General features: G+C 68.5%; 12 protein-coding genes. 8 read left to right on the forward strand and 4 right to left on the reverse strand.

The genetic code is table 11. The annotated features are described in order from the left end of the window. The first annotated feature begins 7 nt into the window (after positions 1-7). A complete protein-coding gene (locus ACI1V7_RS10450) occupies positions 8-1,243 on the forward strand; it encodes a urate hydroxylase PuuD (RefSeq protein ID WP_404531699.1) in 1,236 nt (411 codons plus the stop codon). A 7-nt stretch (positions 1,244-1,250) separates the two neighbouring features. Further along, positions 1,251-2,480, forward strand: coding sequence for a M20/M25/M40 family metallo-hydrolase (locus ACI1V7_RS10455; protein WP_404532509.1), 1,230 nt, complete (start codon positions 1,251-1,253; stop codon positions 2,478-2,480). A gap of 219 nt (positions 2,481-2,699) precedes the next feature. Here ACI1V7_RS10455 and ACI1V7_RS10460 read toward each other — a convergent pair whose 3' ends face one another. The 4 genes from ACI1V7_RS10460 to ACI1V7_RS10475 all read right to left on the reverse strand — a co-directional run bounded on the left by ACI1V7_RS10460 (position 2,700) and on the right by ACI1V7_RS10475 (position 7,848). After that, positions 2,700-4,928, reverse strand: a complete 2,229-nt coding sequence (locus ACI1V7_RS10460; RefSeq protein WP_404531700.1) for an RIFT barrel domain-containing protein — start codon at positions 4,926-4,928, stop codon at positions 2,700-2,702. A 10-nt stretch (positions 4,929-4,938) separates the two neighbouring features. Continuing rightward, positions 4,939-7,305: a prolyl oligopeptidase family serine peptidase gene (locus ACI1V7_RS10465; protein ID WP_404531701.1), complete on the reverse strand. Its 2,367-nt coding sequence runs from the start codon at positions 7,303-7,305 to the stop codon at positions 4,939-4,941. Positions 7,306-7,517: 212 nt separating this feature from the next. Beyond that, positions 7,518-7,646, reverse strand: coding sequence for a hypothetical protein (locus ACI1V7_RS10470; protein ID WP_404531702.1), 129 nt, complete (start codon positions 7,644-7,646; stop codon positions 7,518-7,520). A gap of 13 nt (positions 7,647-7,659) precedes the next feature. After that, positions 7,660-7,848, reverse strand: a complete 189-nt coding sequence (locus ACI1V7_RS10475; protein ID WP_404531703.1) for a hypothetical protein — start codon at positions 7,846-7,848, stop codon at positions 7,660-7,662. A gap of 211 nt (positions 7,849-8,059) precedes the next feature. On the opposite strand from ACI1V7_RS10475, the gene ACI1V7_RS10480 reads away from it, so the two are divergent. The 6 genes from ACI1V7_RS10480 to ACI1V7_RS10505 all read left to right on the forward strand — a co-directional run bounded on the left by ACI1V7_RS10480 (position 8,060) and on the right by ACI1V7_RS10505 (position 15,743). Then, positions 8,060-8,701, forward strand: coding sequence for an ANTAR domain-containing response regulator (locus ACI1V7_RS10480; protein ID WP_404531704.1), 642 nt, complete (start codon positions 8,060-8,062; stop codon positions 8,699-8,701). A gap of 119 nt (positions 8,702-8,820) precedes the next feature. After that, a complete protein-coding gene (locus tag ACI1V7_RS10485; RefSeq protein ID WP_404531705.1) occupies positions 8,821-9,996 on the forward strand; it encodes a CmpA/NrtA family ABC transporter substrate-binding protein in 1,176 nt (391 codons plus the stop codon). Positions 9,997-10,279: 283 nt separating this feature from the next. Then, a complete protein-coding gene (locus tag ACI1V7_RS10490; protein ID WP_404531706.1) occupies positions 10,280-11,575 on the forward strand; it encodes an MFS transporter in 1,296 nt (431 codons plus the stop codon). 22 nt (positions 11,576-11,597) lie between these two features. Next, positions 11,598-14,147, forward strand: coding sequence for a nitrite reductase large subunit NirB (gene nirB / locus ACI1V7_RS10495; protein WP_404531707.1), 2,550 nt, complete (start codon positions 11,598-11,600; stop codon positions 14,145-14,147). Positions 14,148-14,166: 19 nt separating this feature from the next. Beyond that, complete coding sequence (gene nirD, locus ACI1V7_RS10500; RefSeq protein ID WP_404531708.1) at positions 14,167-14,517, forward strand: nitrite reductase small subunit NirD; 351 nt, start codon at positions 14,167-14,169, stop codon at positions 14,515-14,517. A 2-nt stretch (positions 14,518-14,519) separates the two neighbouring features. Next, the gene (locus ACI1V7_RS10505) at positions 14,520-15,743 is read left to right on the forward strand and encodes an NAD(P)/FAD-dependent oxidoreductase (protein ID WP_404531709.1); all 1,224 of its coding nucleotides are present in this window, start codon (positions 14,520-14,522) and stop codon (positions 15,741-15,743) included. Positions 15,744-15,748 lie beyond the last annotated feature (5 nt).

Consider the following 15,748-nt stretch of genomic DNA (forward strand, 5'->3'; position numbering starts at 1 on the left):
GATGCCCATGGAGTTGCTCGGATATTACCTGCCTTACGGCCTGGAGTGGATGAACCTGCTGGTGCGCTGGCTGCACGTCATCACGGGCATCGCCTGGATCGGCGCTTCCTTCTATTTCGTCTGGCTCGACAACTCGCTGCGCCCGCCGGCGCCCGGCTCCGACCTCGCACAGAAGGGCGTGTCCGGCGAACTGTGGGCCGTGCACGGCGGCGGCTTCTACAACCCGCAGAAGTACATGGCGGCCCCCGCCCAGCTGCCCAAGGAACTGCACTGGTTCAAGTGGGAAGCCTATTCGACCTGGCTGTCCGGCTTCGCGCTGCTCACCATCGTCTATTACTTCAATGCCCAGGCCATGATGGTCGACCGCGGCGTGGCCGACCTCTCTTCCTGGCAGGCCATCGGCGTGGGACTGGCCAGCCTCGTGGTCGGCTGGATCGTCTACGACCTGCTGTGCCGCTCGAAGCTGGGCAAGCACGACCTGGCGTTCGGCGCCGTCGTCTACCTGCTGCTCGTCGGCGCCGCCTGGGTGCTGACGCATTTCCTGAGCGGGCGCGCCGCCTACATCCACGTGGGGGCGATGATCGGCACCATCATGGTCGCCAACGTGGCGATGGTGATCATTCCGGGCCAGCGCAAGATGGTGAACGAGATGGTCGCCGGCAGGAAGCCCGACCCCATCTACGGCATCCGCGGCAAGCAGCGCAGCGTCCACAACAACTACTTCACGCTGCCGGTGCTGTTCATCATGATCAGCAACCACTTCGCGATGACCTACCGCCACGACCATGCCTGGCTGGTGCTGGCCGCGATCATGCTGGCCGGCGTGTTCATCCGCCACTTCTTCAACCTGCGCCACAAGGGCCGCATCGCATGGAAATACCCGGCCATCGGCGTGGCGATCCTGCTGGCGACGATGGTGGCGCTGCTGCCGCCACCGCCGGGCTTCGCGGGCAACCGGGCGGCGTCCGCACCGTCGTCGGCCGCGCAGTTCGCCGCGGTCAGGACCATCATCGACCAGCGCTGCGTCTCCTGCCATGCGGCCCATCCGACCCAGCCGGGCTTCGCCACCGCGCCGGCCGGCGTGGCGCTGGACGACGTGCACGGCATCGGCCAGAACGCCGCGCGCATCTACCAGCAGGCGGTGCAGCTCAAGGCCATGCCGCTGGCGAACCTCACCAATATGACGGATGCGGAACGGGCCCAGGTCGCGGCCTGGTTCGAGTCCGGCGCCAAGACGAATTGAACACATGATGGAACCGAACCGAGAACGACTGCTGGCCTGGATCGACGCGCACTTCGACGAACAGGTGGCGTTTTTGCAGGACGTGATCCGCGTCCCGACCGACACCCCGCCCGGCAACAACGCGCCGCACGCGGAAGGCGTGGCGCGCATGGTGGAGGCGTGGGGCTGGACGGCCGAGCGGCACGCGGTGCCGGCGCAGCAGGTGCGCGACTACGGCATGGAAAGCATCACCAACCTGATCGTGCGCCGTCCGTACGGCGCCGGCGGCCCGACCGTGGCGCTGAATGCCCACGGCGACGTGGTCCCGCCGGGCGAGGGCTGGAGCAAGCCGCCCTACGGCGGCGTGGTCGAGGATGGCTACATCTATGGCCGCGCGGCGGCGGTGTCGAAGAGCGACTTCGCCACCTATGTGTTTGCCGCGCGCGCGCTGGAGGCGCTGGGCGTGCCGCTGAAGGGGGCGCTCGAGCTGCACTTCACCTACGACGAGGAATTCGGCGGCCTGCTGGGCCCCGGCTGGCTGCTGGAGCAGGGATTGACGCAGCCCGACTTCGTGATCGCCGCCGGCTTCTCCTACGACATCGTCACCGCCCACAACGCCTGCCTGCAGCTGGAGATCACCGTGCACGGCAAGGCCGGCCATGGCGCCATGCCGGAGACGGCCGTCGATGCGCTGCAGGCCGCGACGAAGATCCTGAATGCCATCTACGGGCAGCTGCCCGAACTGAAGAAGATCCGCTCGCAGGTGCCCGGCATCGATTCGCCGACCATGCTGGTGGGCCGCATCGACGGCGGCACCAATACCAACGTGGTGCCGGGCAAGGTGGTCATGAAGATGGACCGGCGCATGATTCCCGAGGAAGACCCGGTGGCCGTGGAGGCCCAGGTGCGCGCGCTCGTCGAGGATGCCGTGCGCGGCCTGCCCGGCATCCGGCTCGAGATCCGGCGCCTGCTGCTGTCGCAGGCGCTGCGCCCGCTGCCCGGTTCGGCCAGGCTGGTGGCCAGCCTGCAGCGCCATGGCGAGGCGATCCTGGGCGAGGCGCCGCAGGCGAAGGGCACGCCGCTGTATGCGGACGCGCGCCTGTACGGCGAGCGCGGCATCCCGGCCGTGCTGTACGGCGCCGGCCCGCGCACGGTGCCGGAGTCGAATGCCAAGAAGGCCGACGAGCGCTTGGCCCTGGACGACCTGCGCAAGGCCACCAAGGTGGTGGCGCTGACGCTGCTCGACTTCCTGGGCTAGGGTCTATCTGACTGCGTTTTCCAGCTAACAGTGAAACCGTCGCCCTTGCGCAGGCAGGGGCCCGAGTTCGTTGCGCCGCCACGCCAGCAATATTGGATCCCGGCCTGCGCCGGGAGTCGTTTCCGGCAATGCCGGGAACGACGTGTTACTGGATTAATGATGTCAACTGTCTAGAAACAGTCAAACACGCTCCAAGCCTCTGGGGATGGCGTGCCCGCCCTAGGGGGCCGGTGCCCGCTCCTCGTCGCCCGCCGCGCTGCGCGGCACGATGGCGAACTGCGGCGCCGCGCTGTAGTCCGGCTTGACGCTGCGCGCCATGAACTGGCGCCATGCCTTCTTGCCTGCCTCGCCGCCGACGTCGGCAGCGAATGCGAGGGCCGGCTGCATGTTCGACGGATAGCCCATCGCCCCGTTCGCGAAGCCCGTCATTTCCCCCGGGCGCAGCTTGAAGGCAGCCGCCATCTCGGATCCGCCGCAGGGCAGCGCGCGCACCTCGGGCGTGTGGGTCGCGGCATAGACGTCGGCCATGGAGTCGAGGAAGGGCCCCTCGGCCGATTTTTTGACGACCATCTCGTAGGCGGCGGCGTCGATCCAGCAGGCGCCGGGAGCGGTCATGCGCGCGATCGGGAAGCGCGCTTTCCAGGCCAGCAGGCGCCGCGCCTGGGGAAAGCCCAGTTCGGCCGCGTGTCCGACCGCCGCCGTGAAGAAGTCGTCCTGCCACGGCGCGAGGCCCGTGCCGTTCCGGTAGCCCAGCGCATAGCCGTTGACGATCGCGCCGAGCCGGTTGGCCTGCGGGTTGTCCGTGTAGGTCTTGTTGTACCACGCCAGGTTGTGGTCGAGGATGCCGGCCAGATGCCCCTTCAGGCGCTCGTTGTCCGGCGCGATGTAGGCCGCCTCGGCCAGCGTGCGCAGGGCCCATGCCTGGCCGCGCACCTGCTCGGGCCGGAGCAGGCCCTTGACGTTGTCCCGGTAGCCGGGGTTGGACGCGAACACGTCGTAGCTGGCCCAGAACAGCAGCTCGTCGAGATAGTAGCGATCGCCGCTCAGCAGGTAGGGCAGGTAGGCCAGGTTCGGCTGGTGCGCGATGTCGTGGGTGTACGGCGTCTTGCAGGCATCGGGCGCGGCGCATCCGGGAAATTCCTCGCGCTTGCCGGTGGCCGGGTTGAACGTGTCGCCGGGATGGCCCAGCATGGTCATGTAGGGGTAATCGACCAGGCTGACGGGATCGCCCGTGCGCTTGTCGCGGTAGTGCATCGAGAAGCTGCCGGCCAGGTCGGCGCTGCCGTAGGTGGCGCGGGCGGCGCGCGCATCCATGCTCAGCAGGTACATGGCGGCCCAGCCGGGCAGGAGGCCGATGTCGTTGCGCCCGCCCGTCATCGGCATATAGGCCGTCGTCAGGCCCGTGCCCATCGGCTCGACGTTCTTGCCGTTCCAGCGCGATCCCATCTCGGCCAGCGCGGCGCCGGAGACGCGCACCGACTGGTCGTAGTTGGGCAGCGCGCGCGAGGCGATCAGGTAGGGCGTGTCGTAACGCAGGTGCAGGGCGGGCGCGGCGCCGTCGCCGCCCCACCAGAACACCTTGCGCCAGCGCGCATGGTGGTAATGGACGAGCGCGGACTGCGCGTACACCTCCTTGCCGCCGACACTGACGGCAGCATCGTAGGTGAAGTTGCGCGGACCCGGTTCGTAGGCCCAGTCGTTTTCGACGGTGACGTCGACCCGTGCCTGCCTGGCTTGCGGATACCAGCGGATCGCGAAGCGCGCCGCCAGGTGCGGGTGGGCCTCGCCGCGCGCATCGACGAGCGGCGCGGACACCAGCCATTCGCCGGCCAGCGGTCCCGCCAGCCAGGCCTTGACCTGCTTGCCGGCCAGCAGGCGCGCGGCGGATGCGCTCCACTCGCGGCCATCCAGGCGCACCGTCACGCCGGCCTGGAACCCTTGCGCCAGCAGCTCGGCGGGCGAGATGGCCCTGGCGGCGGCGGGTTTGCCGTCCGCCTCCTTGGCGATGGCCAGCATCAGCGATTCGCCGGGCGCCAGCTTGGGCACGATGGCGCTGACCACGGCGTGGCGCAGCGAGCCGTCCGGGTGGCGCGCCTTGGCGTCGACCTGCAGCGGCAGCGCTCTGCCATCGGCAAGCCTGCCCACCAGCCGGTCGGACGCTTTCACGTCGCCCGGCGCGAACACCTGGCCGAAGGTGACGGGAACGCGCTCCTGGGCCTCCTTGGCCGTGCTCTCCACGAACACGCCCGTGATGCCGCCGGTGATCCTGCGCGCAGGCGCAGGTGCAGACCCCGATGCGGAACCCTCGGCGCCGTAGCGGCTCGCCGTGACCTTGCCGTCGTCCACCGTGCCGGTCTCCGGCAGGCCGACGTAGGTGGACTGGGCCTGCGCGGGCAGGGCCAGCACGAGTGGCAGCAGCAGCGGCAGCGGCAGGAAGCGCGGGATCATGACGGCCAGCCTACTGCTTCAACGTGCGTTCGAACAGTTGGTAGATGCGGCGGTACTCGTCGTACCAGCTCTCAGGCTGCACGAAGGAGTGGCGCTCCATTGGATACGGGGCGAGTTCCCAGTTGTCCTTCTTCAGTTCGATCAGGCGCTGGGCCATGCGCACCGAATCCTGGAAGAACACGTTGTCGTCGACCATGCCGTGCGCGATCAGCAGGTGGCCCTGCAGGTTCTGCGCATACTCGATCGGCGACGAGACCTTGTAGGCTTCCGGGTCCAGCTCCGGCGTGTTCAGGATGTTGGCCGTGTACTCGTGGTTGTAGGTGGTCCAGTCGGTCACCGGGCGCAGGGCGGCGCCGGCCTGGAACACGCCGGGCGCACGCAGCATGCCGATCAGCGTCATGAAGCCGCCGTAGCTGCCGCCGTAGATGCCGACCTTGGCGCGGTCGCCCTGCTGGTTCGCCACCATCCAGTTCACGCCGTCCAGGTAGTCGTCCAGTTCCGGGTGGCCCATCTGGCGGTAGATCGCCGTGCGCCACTTGGCGCCGTAGCCTTTCGAGGCGCGGTAGTCCATGTCGAGCACCAGGTAGCCCTTCTGCACCAGCAGGTTGTGGAACATCTGCTCACGGAAGTAGGGCGTGTAGCGGTGCGACACGTTCTGCAGGTAGCCGGCACCGTGCACGAACATCACGACCGGGTACTGCTTGCCCGGTTCGAGCTGCGCGGGGCGGTACAGCTTGGCCCACACGGGGTCGGCGCCGTGGGTCGAGGGCACCGCGACGAATTGCGGCTGGATCCAGTCGCGCGCCTTGAAGTCGGCCGTGCGGGTGTCGGTCAGCTTGACGGCCGCGCCGCCATGCGATGGCAGCGTGGCGATCTGCGGCGGCAGGTAGGGGCCGGAGAAGTGCACCAGCAGCTTCTTCTGGTCCGGCGACAGGCGGAAGTCCTCGACGCCGCCATCCAGGCTGCTGACTTCGCGCGTGGCGCCGTCCTTCGCGGAGACGGCGCAGACTTCGTAGGCGCCCGGCGTCTTGCGGTTGCACAGCAGCCAGGCCGTCTGGCCGTCGGCCGACCAGGCCACGTCGGACGCTTCCCACTTGCCGCTCGTGAGGGCGCGGGCCTTGCCCGCGGCGTCGCGCACGTACAGGTGCGAGTAGCCGCTTTCCTCGGACAGGTACCACAGGGTCTTGTCGTCGGGCAGCCAGCCGAATTCGTTGTTGTCGTAGTTGACCCAGGCTTCGTCGCCCAGGCGATGCACGGGTTTCAGGCCCGCGCGCGGCAGGTCGACGGTGGCGATCCAGCGGTCCTTGTTATCGACCGAGCGCAGCATCACGGCCACGTTGGCGCCATCCTGGCTCCAGGTGATCGCCTCGCCGCGGAAACCGATCATGACGGGGCGGTTGCCCTTGAGCGGGTCGAGCTTCTGCGCGACGCGCATGGCGGCCAGCGGATCGACGGCGATGCCGGGCAGGGCGTCGAACGCCAGGTCCTTCACCTCGCGCGTGGCCAGGTTGACCAGTTTCAGGCCGTGGCCCTGCGGCGGATTGCGGCCCACGCGGGTGCGCTCGTCCGAGAATTCCTCGTAGCCGCTCTCGGTGACGTAGCGCGGCATCTTGCCGACGCGGCCTTTCGGCGCATCCTTCGGACCCGTCACCACCAGCAGCCAGCGGCCGTCCGGCGACAGGGCGCTGCTCACGATGGCGATCTTGTCGCCCAGGTAGATGGGAGCCGGCGCGCGGCTCGGGTCGGCGCGGCGCTCTTCCTCGGCGCGCGCGCGGGTGGCGTCGCGCTCGTCCTTCTGGCGCTTGAGGGTGGCGATCAGGCGCAGCTGCAGGTCGCGCAGCGCGTCCGGGTCCTGCGCGGCCGGATCCTTGGCGGCGCGGATCACGGCCAGCGGCGCCAGTACGCGATCCTGGCGGTCCCACTGGTACCAGTCGTCGCCGGAACGGAACTGGATCGCGCGGCCGTCGGCGCTGTATTGCGGGGTCGCGATGACGGCGCCGTTGCCGCGCGTGACCTGGACCAGCGTGCCCGTCTTCAGGTCGCGCTCGAACAGGTCGCCGTTGCGCACGACGATGGCGCGCGTGCGTTCGCGGTTGAACAGCACGTCCGGGCTGTCCAGCTTCGCCAGTTCGGCATCCTTGACCTGGCTGGCGCCGGCCTTGCCCGCATCGACGCGGAAGATGTCGCGCACGGGCGAGCCGGTGCGCTTCTGCTTGTACAGCACCTGCTTGCCGTCCCAGTTCCACCACGCTGCTTCCACGGGCGTGCCGATCCAGTCGGGGTGGGCCATGGCCTGGTCGAGGGTGACGGGCGTCGAGGCGAAGGCGGGCAGCGCGGTCAGCGCGGCAAGTACGGTCAGGGCGGGGAGTCGGATCATCAGTCGGAGGCGTGCATGAGAGATTGCAAAAAAGCATTCTAGCTCAGCGCGTCATGCGGCTGGGGTCGGAATTGGCGGGAAGCGCGGAGGCGTGGCGCGCACGCGTAATAACAGCGCCCGGCACGGGTGCTATTGCGATGCACAAAAAACAACGCCCGGCCAGTGCCGGGCGTGGGAGATGGCGGATCGGCCGGTAGGGCGGCCGCAGTCTTTCAGTTACGGTAGTCGGCGGCCCACTGCTCGGTCGGCGCGCTGACCGACGGGTTACGCACGAACATGACGATGCGGGTGACGATGGCGAGTGCCGAGATGGCGACGGTGACGTATTCGATGGCGGTCATGACAGGCTCCCTATTATTTGGCGTTGATGCGGTTCATTTCGGCGGCGAGGGCGCCGCTGCCCGACTGGGCGGCATCGACGACGAACCAGCCGCCGTGGGCGGTGTACATCTCGATGGCGAAAGCGCGCAGCTTGGCGGCGGCTTCGGCGAACTGGTGGCGCAGTCCCTTGTTCTGCGCCTGGGTGATCGTTGCGGTATTCATGCTCATCTCCGGTAAAAAATCTCTCGTGTTGCGATGCAGTATAGGACTGTCCTCGTCATAAAAAAACTTTTAGTTCGTGATGTGTCGCATCAGTTTTGTGAATGTTTTCTGTATGGAAACTATCCGTCGTCTTTACTTCGGTTATACGGTTGTCGAATATCTGTGGGGAAACGTCACTGGCGATGGCCCGAAACTTGCATGTCCCCCAGGCATGAAATCGCCCCCGAAGCTTCCACGTACCCTGCGCATCGTCGTCGTCAACACGGCACCGGCCGACGACGCCGGCGAAGCCGCCCTGGAAGCCCAGGCGCGGCGCAACACGGCGCTGCGCATCGGACTGCTGGAATCGGGCTACGACATCGTCGCCTCGCTGCCGGCCGACATCTTCCTGCCCGAGCGGATCGCGCAAATCCAGCCCGACATGATCATCATCGACAGCGAATCCGATGCGCGCGACGTGCTCGAGCACATCGTCATCGCCACCCGCGACGAGCCGCGCCCGATCGTGCTGTTCACCGACGACCAGACGACGTCCAGCATGGACGCGGCGATCGACGCGGGCGTGTCGGCCTACATCGTGGCGGGACTGCAGGCCGAGCGCGTCAAGCCCGTGCTGGACGTGGCGCTGGCGCGGTTCCGGCGCGAGCAGCGGCTGCTGGACGAGTTGTCCGACACGCGCCGTCAGCTGGCCGACCGCAAGCTGATCGAGCGCGCCAAGGGCGTGCTGATGGCCAAGAGCGGCTTGAGCGAGGAGCAGGCGTACCAGAAGCTGCGCGGCATGGCGATGAACAAGAAACTGAAACTGGCCGAGGTGGCGCAGCGCATCCTCGATGTAGAAGACCTGCTCGGCTGAAAAACATACGTCGTCCCTGCGAAGGCAGGGATCCAATGTCGCATGCGGTCCGGTGGCGCGCGCAACATTGGGCCCCTGCCTTCGCAGGGGCGACGATCACTAGAAAGCAAGGAATCGAGATGGCAGGTGCTTATATAACCGGCTCCGACCGCCCCGAAAAGGGCGTGATCCGGGTCGGCTTCATGCCGCTGACCGACTGCGCGTCGGTCGTGATGGCGTCCGTGCTGGGGCTGGACGAAAAGCACGGCATCCGCATCGAGCTGCACCGCCAGCATTCGTGGTCGGGCATGCGCGACCGCCTGCTGGGCGGCGAGATCGACGCCGGCCACCTGCTGACGGGCCTCCTGTACGGCATCGAGACGGGCATCGGCACGCCCGCCACGCGCATGGCGGCGCTGATGAATTTGTCGCGCAACGGCCAGGCGATCACGCTGTCGCGCGCGCTCGCCGCGCAGGGCGTGACGGACCTCGCGTCGCTGGCCGCACTGCAGCGCGCGAATCCGCGCCGCCTCACGTTCGCCCACACCTTCCCGACCGGCGACCACGCGATGTTCCTGTATTACTGGCTGGCCGCCGGCGGCATCGATCCGCTGCGCGACGTGCAGGTGGCGACGGTGCCGCCCAGCCAGATGGCGGGCAATCTGGCGGCCGGCCACATGGACGGCTTCTGCGCCGGCGAACCCTGGGGGGCGCGCGCCGTGCTGGACGGCAGCGGCTTCACGGCCGCCGCCAGCCAGGACATCTGGCCCGACCACCCTGGCAAGGCGCTGGGCGCCACGGCCGCCTTCGTCGACGCCAATCCGCATGCCTGCCGCTCGCTCGTGGCGGCCGTGCTGGAAGCGGGGCGCTGGATCGACGAGTCCGTGGAGCACCGCGCCACGGTGGCCGAGGTGCTGTCCAGCCCCGCCTACGTGAACGCCGACCGCCAGGCGATCGCCGCCAGGCTGCGCGGCGACTACGACAACGGCCTGGGCAGGCGCTGGCAGGACGCCGATCCGCAGCAGTTCCACGCCGGCGGCGCCGCCAATTTCCCCTACCTGTCCGACGGCATGTGGTTCATGACCCAGCACCGGCGCTGGGGACTGCTGCGCGAGGAGGTCGATTACGCGGCCATCGCCGCGAGGGTCAACCGGGTCGGCCTGTACCGCGAGGCGGCGCTGGTGGCCGGCGTGCCGGCGCCGTCCGGCCTGATGCGCAGCTCGACCCTCATGGACGGCAAGGCCTGGACGGGCGCCGACCCCGCCGCTTATATCTCTTCCTTCCCCATCCACCGCCCAGCGCTGGCCGGCGCGTGATTGGTGCGGGCGGTTTCTTGAACATGCCCCCATTTCGCGCATTGTGCACCGCAATGAAGCGCTGCCCCTGAGCTCAGGGGCGCCGGCCAGGGCAAGCGCTTCTGGCACGCGTCTTGCAAACACTCCCTGCAAGGATCAACGGCGATCCCGAACGAATCACAGCGCCGGCCCAACGAAGGGCCGGCACAGGACAACGGCGTCCGCTGCACCCGCCCGCCCATGCACCCGCATGCGCGCCGCGGCCAGGCAGCGGACGCCTTTTCTTTTTTTCAGGGGAACCACTATGTCGGGCAAAGCAAACAGCATCAAGCTCTTCTCCTTCAATACGCCGCAGATGCGCGCCTTCCACATGAGCTGGGTGGCCTTCTTCGTGTGCTTCTTCGCCTGGTTCGCCTGCGCGCCGCTGATGCCCGTCATCAAGGGAGAGTTCCACCTGTCGATGGCGCAGATCGCCGACATCAACATCGCCGCCGTCGCCATCACCATCCTGGTGCGCCTGCTGGTCGGCCCGCTGTGCGACCGCTTCGGCCCGCGCAAGACCTATACGGGCCTGCTGGTGCTGGGCGCCATTCCCGTGCTGGGCGTCGCGGCCGCGCAGAGCTACGAAAGCTTCCTGCTGTTCCGCCTGGGGATCGGCGCGGTCGGCGCCAGCTTCGTGATCACCCAGTACCACACGTCCGTGATGTTCGGCCCCAAGGTGGTCGGCACCGCCAACGCGGCATCGGCCGGCTGGGGCAATAGCGGCGGCGGCGCGGCCCAAGCCCTGATGCCGCTGCTGATGGGCGCCGTCGTCATGCTCGGCGTGAGCGAGACGATGGGCTGGCGCGTCGCGCTGCTGGTGCCGGGCCTGGCGATGCTGGTCACGGCCGTCGCCTACTGGAAGCTGACCCAGGATTGCCCGGAAGGCAACTTCGACGAACTGCGCGCCAAGGGCATCCCGTTCGAAGCGAACAACAAGGGCGGCATGGCCAGCTTCCTGGAAGCCTGCGGCAACTACCGCGCCTGGCTGCTGTTCGTCACCTACGGCGCCTGCTTCGGCATCGAGCTGTTCGTCCACAACATCGCCGCCACCTATTACGTCGACCACTTCGGCCTGTCGCTGAAGGCGGCCGGCATGGCGGCCGGCAGCTTCGGCCTGCTGGCGCTGTTCGCCCGCGCGCTGGGCGGCTGGCTGTCCGACCGCGCCGCCAACCGCGGCGACCTGAATTCGCGCGTCACGCTGCTGTTCGTGCTGATGCTGGGCGAGGGCCTGGGCCTGCTGTGGTTCTCGAACACGACCAGCGCCGCGCTGGCCATCACCGCGATGCTGGCCTTCGGCCTGTGCACCCACATGGCCTGCGGCGCCACCTATGCGCTGGTGCCGTTCGTGAACCGCAAGGCGCTGGGCGGCGTGGCCGGCATCGTCGGCGCGGGCGGCAACGTCGGCGCCGTGCTGGCGGGCTTCCTCATGAAGGGCACGGGCGACGTGCGCCAGACCTTCCTGATCCTGGGCGGCCTCGTGCTGCTGTCGGCCCTGTGCGCCATCGGCGTGCGCTTCAAGCTCGCAACCATCGAAGGCGCGGCCCCTGCGGCGGCGTGAGCATCAAACAAGGAGTCCGAGCATGAAACTGATCGTCATCGGCCACGGCATGGTGGGCCATAAATTCCTCGAGACGCTGTTCGCCGATCCGCAAGCGGCGGACGGTGTCGAGGTCACCGTCCTGTGCGAGGAAGCGCGCCCGGCCTACGACCGCGTGCACCTGTCCTCGTTCTTTTCCGGCACGACGGCCGATGCACTGTCGCTGGTCGCGCCCGGCTTCTTCGACGAGCACGCCGGCCGCATCGACCTGAAACTCGATGCCCGGGCCGTGGCGGTCGACCGCGCCGCGCGCACCGTGACGCTGGCCGACGGATCCGTGCTGGACTACGACAAGCTCGTCTTCGCCACCGGCTCGACCCCGTTCGTGCCGCCCGTGCCGGGGCGCGAGCGCAAGGACTGCTTCGTCTACCGCACCATCGAGGACCTGGAAGCGATGCTGGAATGCGGCGCCCGCGGCAAGTCCGGCGTCGTCGTCGGCGGCGGCCTGCTGGGCCTCGAATGCGCGAAGGCGCTGCGCGACATGCGGCTCGACACCCACGTCGTCGAGTTCGCGCCGCGCCTGATGGCCGTGCAGGTCGACGACGCGGGCGGCCGCATGCTGCGCACCAAGATCGAGGAACTGGGCGTCACCGTGCACACGCAGAAGAACACGCTGCGCATCGTCGACGGCGAGACCGCCACGCACCGCATGGAGTTCGCCGACGGCAGCGTTCTCGAGACGGACATGATCGTGTTCTCGGCCGGCATCCGCCCGCGCGACGAGCTGGCGCGCGCCTGCGGCCTGGCCATCGGCCCGCGTGGCGGCATCGCCATCGACGATGCCTGCCTGACCTCGGATGCGAACGTCTACGCCATCGGCGAATGCGCCGCCTGGAACGGCCAGACCTTCGGCCTCGTCGCGCCGGGCTACGACATGGCGCGTACCGTCGCCAGGGCCTTGCTGGGACAGGCGGGAACCTTCGCCGGCGCCGACATGAGCACCAAGCTGAAGCTGATGGGCGTGGACGTGGCCTCGATCGGCGACGCGCATGCGACCGCGCCGGGCGCGCGCAGCTTCCAGTACACGGACGAGCGCAAGCAGGTCTATAAAAAGATCGTCGTATCCGACTGCGGCAAGCGCCTGCTGGGCGCCGTGCTGGTCGGCGACGCGGCGGAGTACGGCACGCTGCTGCAGATGATGCTGAACGGGATCGCGCTGCCGGAAGCACCGGAATTCCTGATCCTGCCGCAGGCGGAGGGCGGCGCGCGCCCGGCCATCGGCGTCGACGCGCTGCCGGCCACGGCCCAGGTCTGTTCCTGCAACGCCGTCACCAAGGGCGCGATCGCGGATGCGGTGGCGGGCGGCGCCTGCGACATCGGCGCCATCAAGGCCTGCACCAACGCGGGCACGTCCTGCGGCGGCTGCGTGCCGCTCGTCACGCAGGTCATGAAGGCGGAAATGCAGAAGGCGGGCCTGGCCGTCAGCAACCACCTGTGCGAGCACTTCCCGTATTCGCGCCAGGAACTGCACCACCTCGTGCGCGTTGGCGGCATCAAGGATTTCGGCACGCTGCTGCACAAGCACGGCAAGGGCCTGGGCTGCGACATCTGCAAGCCCGTCGCCGCCAACATCCTGGCCTCGACCTGGAACGACTTCGTGCTCAAGCCGAAGCACGCCAGCCTGCAGGATTCGAACGACTACTTCCTCGGCAATATCCAGAAGGACGGCACGTATTCCGTCGTACCGCGCATGCCGGGCGGGGAAGTGACGCCGGACGGCCTGATCGCCGTCGGCCAGGTCGCGAAGAAATACGGCCTGTACACCAAGGTCACGGGCGGCCAGCGCGTCGACCTGTTCGGCGCCCGCGTGGACCAGCTGCCCGCCATCTGGGAAGAGCTGATCGCGGCCGGCTTCGAATCGGGCCACGCCTACGGCAAGTCGCTGCGCACGGTGAAGTCCTGCGTGGGCTCGACCTGGTGCCGCTACGGCGTGGGCGATTCGGTGGGCTTCGCCATCGCGCTGGAGAACCGCTATAAAGGCTTGCGCGCGCCGCACAAGATCAAGTTCGGCGTGTCCGGCTGCACGCGCGAATGCGCCGAGGCGCAGGGCAAGGACGTCGGCCTGATCGCCACGGACAAGGGCTGGAACCTGTACGTGTGCGGCAACGGCGGCATGAAGCCGCGCCACGCCGAACTGCTGGCATCGAACCTGGACGAGGCGCAGGTCGTGCGGCTGGTCGACCGCTTCCTGATGTTCTACGTGCGCACCGCGGACCGCCTGCAGCGCACCAGCACCTGGCGCGTGGGTTTGGACACTGAGCTGGAAGACGGCCTCGATTACCTGAAGCAGGTCGTCGTCGACGACAGGCTGGGCATCGCCGCCGAGCTGGAGGCGGACATGCAGCGCGTCGTCGACACCTACGAGGACGAGTGGAAGAACGCCGTCGAGGACCCGGCCGTGCGCCGGCGCTTCCAGACCTTCGTCAACAGCGACGCCGTGGACGACAACGTCGTGTTCGTGCCGGAGCGGGGCCAGATCCGGCCCGCCACCATCGAGGAACGCCGCCGCACCATCCCCATCGCAGTCGCTTGAGAAGCACAAGGAGAACGCCATGCACCGTGACATCGCATTGACCAGGGAGTGGACCCCCGTCTGCCCGCTGGAGCACATCGTGCCCGATACGGGCGTGTGCGCCCTGCTGGACGGGCGCCAGGTGGCCGTGTTCCGCGTCGGGGACGCCGCGCCGCGCCTGTTCGCCATCGACAACTTCGATCCGAACGCGAACGCCGCAGTGCTGTCGCGCGGCCTGGTCGGCAGCCTGGGCGAGCGCATCGTCGTCGCCTCGCCCATCTACAAGCAGCATTTCGACCTGCAGACGGGCGAGTGCATCGAGGCGCCGCACAACTCCGTCGCCAGCTATCCCGTGCGCGTCGAGGACGGCCACGTCTGGGTAGGAGCCTGATCATGGACCAGCCCCAGTCGCTGTCGCTCGTCGTGATCGGCAACGGCATGGCCGGCATGCGCACGGTCGAGGAATTGTTGAAGCTGGCGCCGGACAGGTACCGCATCACCGTGTTCGGCGCCGAGCCGCACGGTAACTACAACCGCATCCTGCTGTCGCCCGTGCTGGCCGGCGAGAAGACGGTCGACGAGATCATGCTGCACACCCGCACCTGGTACGACGAGCACGGGGTGACGCTGCACGCGGGCGACCCCGTCGTGCGCATCGACCGCAAGCGCCGCACCGTGCACGCGGCGTCGGGCCTGGCCGTTCCCTACGACCGCCTCCTCATCGCGACGGGATCGAAGCCCTTCATCGTGCCCGTACCGGGCCACGACCTGCCGGGCGTGATCGGTTTCCGCGATTTGCAGGACGTCGACACGATGCTGGCCGCGGCGCGGGCGGGCGGACGGGCCGTCGTGATCGGCGGCGGCCTGCTCGGCCTGGAAGCGGCGAACGGCCTGCTGCGGCGGGGCATGGACGTGTCGGTCGTGCACGTCACGGGCAGCCTGATGAACCAGCAGCTCGATCCGCCCGCGGCCGAGCTGCTGCGCGCCAGCCTGGAACGGCGCGGCCTGCGCATCCTGCTGAATCGCCAGACCGTCGAGATCGCGGGTGAGGGACGGGTGCAGTCGGTGCTGTTCGAAGGCGACGAGGAGATCCCGGCCGACCTGGTCGTGATGGCGGCCGGCGTGCGCCCGAACATCGACCTGGCGCGCTCCGCCGGCCTGCATTGCGAGCGTGCCATCGTCGTCGACGACACGCTGCAGACCTACGACCCGCGCGTGTACGCCGTGGGCGAATGCGTGCAGCACCGCCGCGCCACCTTCGGCCTGGTGGCGCCGATCTGGGACCAGGCGTGCGTGTGCGCCGCCCACCTGGCGGGCAGCGGCCACCGCCGCTACGTGCAGCAGGCCACGGCCACCAAATTGAAGGTGACGGGCGTGGACCTGTACTCGGCCGGCGACATCGTCGGCGGCGACGGCAGCGAAGACCTGGTGCTGCGCGACCGCCGCGGCGGCGTCTACAAGCGCCTCGTGGTGTGCGGCAACCGCCTGGCGGGCGCCGTGCTCGTCGGCGACGTCGCCGACGGTCCCTGGTATTTCGACCTGATCCAGCGGCGCACCGACATCTCGTCGATGCGCGACCAATTGTTGTTCGGCCAGGCCTGCGCGAGCGCGGCCTGACGAGG

Origin of the sequence: Massilia paldalensis (assembly GCF_044901715.1) — a bacterium.
GTDB classification, from domain to species: domain Bacteria; phylum Pseudomonadota; class Gammaproteobacteria; order Burkholderiales; family Burkholderiaceae_D; genus Telluria; species Telluria paldalensis.